Source organism: Halorubrum sp. SD626R (assembly GCF_001261915.1).
Classification (GTDB): domain Archaea; phylum Halobacteriota; class Halobacteria; order Halobacteriales; family Haloferacaceae; genus Halorubrum.
Genome location: NZ_CVRT01000003.1, coordinates 1 through 5,504 on the forward strand (window position 1 = coordinate 1; position 5,504 = coordinate 5,504).

Sequence of the window (5,504 nt, forward strand, 5' to 3'; positions counted from 1 at the left end):
TTGTCGCCGAGCGCCTCGTCGAACGCCTCGCCGAGACAGATCGCCACGTCCTCGACGGTGTGGTGGTCGTCGATCTCGGTGTCGCCGTCGCACCTGACGGTGAGGTCGAAGAGGCCGTGTTTCGCGAACGACGCCAGCATGTGGTCGTAGAAGCCGATCCCGGTGTCGACCTCGCTGTCGCCGTCGCCGTCGACCGCGAGCGTGAGCTCGATCGTCGTCTCGCTCGTCTCGCGGGTAACCGCGGCCGTCCGGTCGTGCTCGCTCATACCGGCCCGTCGCGGCCGATTCGTAAGTCGGTTGTGGGTGTGACGGAGCCCGAATTGGAGCGCAGCGAGCGTCACCTGGAAGGAGGCGATCGTCTGTGAGTGCCAGCGCGACCGGCGCGGTCGCGCCGGTCCGACGAGGCTGGGGAGGTGTGAGGCTGCGGCGCTGTGCGGCTGGGGCTTTGGCGGTGTTCTCTGCCGATCCGTAGTCGTCCCCGTATCGCCGAGCGGCTGGGGCTTTGGCGGTGTTCGCCGTCGGCTCGTCGGCAGCGGCGTAGAAGCGAGCGGTCGGAACTTCGGCGGCGCGTCTCGCCGATCGCCCGCGTTTTTACGAGACGCGCCCGAACGAAGCGTATGACCCGAATCGTCGCCGTCTCCGGCAGCCGGAGCGCGGACAGCACCACGCGGGCCGCGCTGGACGTCGCGCTCGACGCCGCGGCCGACGCGGGCGCCGAGACCGGGATGATCGACCTCAGCGCGGTCGACCTCCCGCTGTACCACCCCGACGAGGACGCGCAAGGCGACAGCGAGGCGTTGAGGCGGCGCGTCCGCGAGGCCGACGGCGTGATCGCCGGGACCCCCGTCTACCGCGGCTCCTACTCCTCGACGTTCAAGAACTTCCACGACTTCTGCGGCTCCGACGAGTACGCGAACACCGCCGTTGGGCTGCTCGCGACCGCCGGCGGGGGGTCGTACGGCGGGACGCTCGAACACCTCCGGTCGACCTTCCGGAACGTCCACGCGTGGACGGTCCCCCACGAGGTCGGGATCCGGGGCGCGTCGGGCGTCGTCGACGAGACGGGGATCCGCGACGACGACCTCCGAGAGCGCACGGAACGGCTCGGCCGGGTCGTGGCGGAGCACGCGGAGCGGCTGCGGGAGTGACGGGAGCGACCCGCCGCCCTTTTGCCCGCCTCGCGCCTACGGCGCCCATGACCGAACCGGGTGACGACGACCGTGTCCGCTAACCGGAAGGGGGACCGCCGCGAGCGCGAGCTCGTGAACGCCCTCGACGAGGCCGGGTTCGCCGTGATGCGCGCGCCGGCCAGCGGCGCCGCGACGGAGCGGGAGCTCCCGGACGTTCTCGCCGGCGACGGCGAGGCGTTCTACGCGATCGAGGCGAAGTCGAGCGCCGGCGACCCGATCTACCTCACCGGCGAGGAGGTGGAGGCGCTGACCTTCTTCGCGCGGAACTTCGGCGCGAAGGCGCGGATCGCGGTGCGGTTCGACCGCGAGGACTGGTACTTCTTCCATCCAGGCGACCTCTACACCACCGACGCCGGGTCGTATCGGGTGAAGAAGGAGACGGCGCTCGCCGACGGCACCGACTTCTCCGAGTTCGTCGGGGAGACGGAGAAGGTGACCCTCGACGAGATCGGCGGCGGAGGTGCTGGCGGCGACGCCGTCGATCCCGAGCTCGAAGAGCGCCGGGAGATTCTGGAGGCGGTCAGGGACGGCCACATGCCGGTCGAGGACGCGCTCGACGTGCTGTGACCGCCCGGAATCGAGCCGCGAGCGGCTCCGGACCCCCTCGCTTATCCCTCGCGACGCCGAACGCTAACGCGAATGAGCGAGGAGTTCGTCCTGCTGGAGCCCGACGATCAGCCCGGCGACGAGTGGGAACAGCTGGACGTCTCCGACACGGAGGCGGACCGGATCGCGCTCCGGCAGGACCGGGAGTTCGACGAGTTCCGCAAGCGGATCAAAGACACCGAGCAGTTCAAACTGCAGGAGTCGGTGTTCGACGACGCGACGCTGGCGGCCATCTACAAACTCGTGCAAGACGGCTACGTCGACGCCTTCGGCGGCCCGGTGTCGACGGGAAAGGAGGCGAGCGTCTTCGAGGCGCTGGGCGGGCAGGCGGGCGAGCGACCGGACCCCGGCTCTGAGGCCGCGGGCGGCGGTCCGGAGGGCGTCCACTCGGAGCGCGAGGTCGCGGTGAAGGTGTATCGGATCAACTCCTCGAACTTCCGGCAGATGCGCGACTACCTGGAGGGTGACCCCCGGTTCGAGGGCATCGCGAGCGACAAGAAGGCGGTCGTGCTGGCGTGGACCCGCAAGGAGTTCGCGAACCTCAAGCGGGCGCGCAAGGCGGGCGTCCGAGTGCCCGAGCCGATCGCGGTCCAGCGGAACGTCCTCGTGATGGAGCTCGTGGGACACGCGGAGGACCGTGCCCGACGACTGAACGAGGTCGACGTGGAGAACCCCGAGACCGCCTACGAGGTCGTCCGCGAGTACATGCGCCGGCTCTACCGCGCCGGGCTGATCCACGGCGACCTCTCGGAGTACAACATGATCGTCCACGACGGCGAGCTGGTGATCATCGACTTGGGACAGGCCGTGACGGTCCATCACCCGAACGCCGGCGAGTTCCTCGACCGCGACTGCGAGAACGTGGCCGCCTTCTTCACCCGCGAGGGGATCGACGTCGATCCCGACGACCTCCGCGCGTACGTGACGGAACCGGAGGCCGATCCGAGCGGGGAGCCGGAATCGAACGCGACCGGCAAGCCCACCGGCGCGACCGACGAGTAGACCGGGACGAGACCGCCCTCAGCGCCCCGAAGACCCGCGTTACGCGACCGCACGCTCGGAGTCACCGGAACACGCTTAAAAGGCTCCGACGGGTAACCCGTGGTATGCAACACGTGACGGTTCCGCAGGACCGCATCGGCGTCGTCATCGGCGCCGGCGGCGAGACGATGCGAGAGATCGAAGAGCGGGCGAACGTGCGGCTGGACGTCGACTCGGAGTCGGGCAGCGTCGCCATCGAGGAGCGCGACGACCCCGTCGCCGCGATGGTGGCCCCGGACGTGATCAAGGCGATCGGACGCGGCTTCAAGCCGGAGACTGCGCTGTCGATCCTCGACCACGACCTCCGGACGCTCGACCTGATCGACCTGTCGGAACACACCCGCAACGACAACGACCTCCAGCGCAAGAAGGGCCGGATCATCGGCGAGAACGGCCGCACCCGGGAGTTACTGGAGGAGCTGTCGGGCGCGAACGTCGTCGTCTACGGATCGACCGTCGGCGCGGTGGGTCAGCCCGAGGAGTTGGAAGTGGTTCGGCGGGCCGTCGGGATGCTGCTCGACGGCGCGCCCCACGGCGCGGTGTACTCGTACTTGGAGCGCATGTCGAACGAGCTCGACGACGACGTGAGCTTCAACGCGCCGCAGTAATCGAGCAGGTCCTCCGGTGTTGCGGTTAGTGTTCGTTCAGCACCGATTGCTTTCGATGGTGTCGTGACTACCTCTAAAGTCCCAGTCTCTCGGCTGTATGCGGTTGCCGCCGCGGCGAACACAAAGCCCCAGTCAACCGCACCGCAGCCTCACGCCTCCCCAGCCTCGCGGCTCGCGGCTTCGCCGCTCGCGTTAGCCGCATCCCTCGCGCGTGTTGTCTCGCGGCCGCCAAGGGCGGCCGCTCGCAGGCACGCGCCACCGTGGTTTGCTACACCCGATTTGCTACCAGTACTTGATCTGGAGTTCTATATAAAGAGCCGTGTGAACCCACCGCATACCGGCCGATATTCCCCCACCGTGTTGCGGTTTCGCACGACTTGAACGAAGAGTTTATATAGAATCACAAACAATCAAAGGTTGTAATGTCACAGCGCCAGCGGATGGGCAATCAGCCCATGATCGTACTTTCCGAGGAGTCGCAGCGCACCTCCGGAAAGGACGCGCAGAACATGAACATCACGGCCGGCAAGGCGGTCGCGGAGTCCGTCCGCACCACGCTCGGCCCGAAAGGGATGGACAAGATGCTCGTCGACTCCGGCGGGTCCGTCGTCGTCACGAACGACGGCGTCACCATCCTGAAAGAGATGGATATCGACCACCCGGCGGCCAACATGATCGTCGAGGTCTCCGAGACGCAGGAGGAGGAGGTCGGCGACGGCACCACGAGCGCGGTCGTGGTCGCCGGTGAGCTCCTCGATCAGGCCGAGGAGCTCCTCGACCAGGACATCCACGCGACGACCCTCGCGCAGGGGTACCGTCAGGCCGCCGAGAAGGCCAAGGAGATCCTCGACGAGCAGGCCATCGACGTCTCCGCGGACGACTACGACACGCTCGTCGAGATCGCCGAGACGGCGATGACGGGCAAGGGCGCCGAGAACTCCAAGGACCTCCTCGCCGAGCTCGTCGTCGACGCCGTCCTCGCGGTCCAGGACGACGACGGCATCGACACGGAGAACGTCTCCGTCGAGAAGGTCGTCGGCAGCTCGATCGACCAGTCCGAGCTCGTCGAGGGCGTCATCGTCGACAAGGAGCGCGTCGACGAGAACATGCCCTTCGCGGTCGAGGACGCCGACGTGGCGCTGTTCGACGGCGCCATCGAGGTCAAGGAGACCGAGATCGACGCCGAGGTCAACGTCACCGACCCCGACCAGCTCCAGCAGTTCCTCGACCAGGAGGAGGCCCAGCTCCGCGAGATGGTCGACCACCTCGTCGACATCGGCGCCGACGTCGTCTTCGTCGGTGACGGCATCGACGACATGGCCCAGCACTACCTCGCGCAGGAGGGTATCCTCGCCGTCCGCCGCGCGAAGTCCGGCGACCTGAATCGCCTCGCCCGCGCGACCGGCGGCCGCGTCGTCTCCAACCTCGAAGATATCGAGTCGGACGATCTCGGCTTCGCCGGCTCCGTCGCCCAGAAGGACATCGGCGGCGACGAGCGCATCTTCGTCGAGGACGTCGAGGAGGCGAAGTCCGTCACCCTCATTCTCCGCGGCGGCACCGAACACGTCGTCGACGAGGTCGAGCGCGCCATCGAGGACTCGCTCGGCGTCGTCCGCACGACGCTGCTCGACGGGCAGGTCCTGCCCGGCGGCGGCGCCCCCGAGGCCGAGCTCGCGCTGCAGCTCCGCGACTTCGCCGACTCCGTCGGCGGCCGCGAGCAGCTCGCCGTCGAGGCGTTCGCCGACGCGCTGGAAGTCGTCCCGCGCACCCTCGCCGAGAACGCGGGTCTCGACCCCATCGACTCGCTGGTCGACCTCCGCTCCCGCCACGACGGCGGCGAGTTCGGCGCCGGTCTCGACGCCTACACGGGCGACGTGATCGACATGGAGGCCGAGGGCGTCGTGGAGCCGCTCCGCGTCAAGACCCAGGCTATCGAGTCCGCCACCGAGGCGGCCGTCATGATCCTGCGCATCGACGACGTCATCGCGGCCGGCGACCTCAAGGGCGGCGGCTCCGACGACGGCGGCGACGAGGGCGGCCCCGGCGGCGCGCCCGGCGG

Annotated in this window: 5 protein-coding genes and 1 pseudogene; 5 read left to right on the forward strand and 1 reads right to left on the reverse strand. The window is 68.6% G+C overall.

The window, feature by feature from the left end; all coding sequences use genetic code 11:
• Nucleotides 1–266, reverse strand: a pseudogene (locus SD626R_RS00030) (imidazoleglycerol-phosphate dehydratase); the annotation flags it as partial.
• Nucleotides 267–617: 351 nt separating this feature from the next.
• Here SD626R_RS00030 and SD626R_RS00035 point away from each other — a divergent pair.
• From SD626R_RS00035 to thsA, 5 genes are all read left to right on the forward strand, one after another.
• Nucleotides 618–1,148: an NADPH-dependent FMN reductase gene (locus SD626R_RS00035; RefSeq protein ID WP_092561750.1), complete on the forward strand. Its 531-nt coding sequence runs from the start codon at nt 618–620 to the stop codon at nt 1,146–1,148.
• A gap of 60 nt (nt 1,149–1,208) precedes the next feature.
• Nucleotides 1,209–1,757 (forward strand): Holliday junction resolvase Hjc, encoded by a 549-nt coding sequence (gene hjc, locus SD626R_RS00040; RefSeq protein WP_092561753.1) that lies wholly within the window; start codon nt 1,209–1,211, stop codon nt 1,755–1,757.
• A gap of 72 nt (nt 1,758–1,829) precedes the next feature.
• Nucleotides 1,830–2,798 carry a serine/threonine-protein kinase Rio1 gene (gene rio1, locus SD626R_RS00045; RefSeq protein WP_092561756.1) on the forward strand — a complete coding sequence of 323 codons (969 nt, stop codon included), beginning with the start codon at nt 1,830–1,832 and terminating at the stop codon, nt 2,796–2,798.
• A 104-nt stretch (nt 2,799–2,902) separates the two neighbouring features.
• Nucleotides 2,903–3,445: a KH domain-containing protein gene (locus SD626R_RS00050; RefSeq protein WP_092561759.1), complete on the forward strand. Its 543-nt coding sequence runs from the start codon at nt 2,903–2,905 to the stop codon at nt 3,443–3,445.
• Nucleotides 3,446–3,900: 455 nt separating this feature from the next.
• The coding region (gene thsA, locus SD626R_RS00055; protein ID WP_092561762.1) for a thermosome subunit alpha at nt 3,901–5,504 on the forward strand (1,604 nt) is incomplete at its 3' end.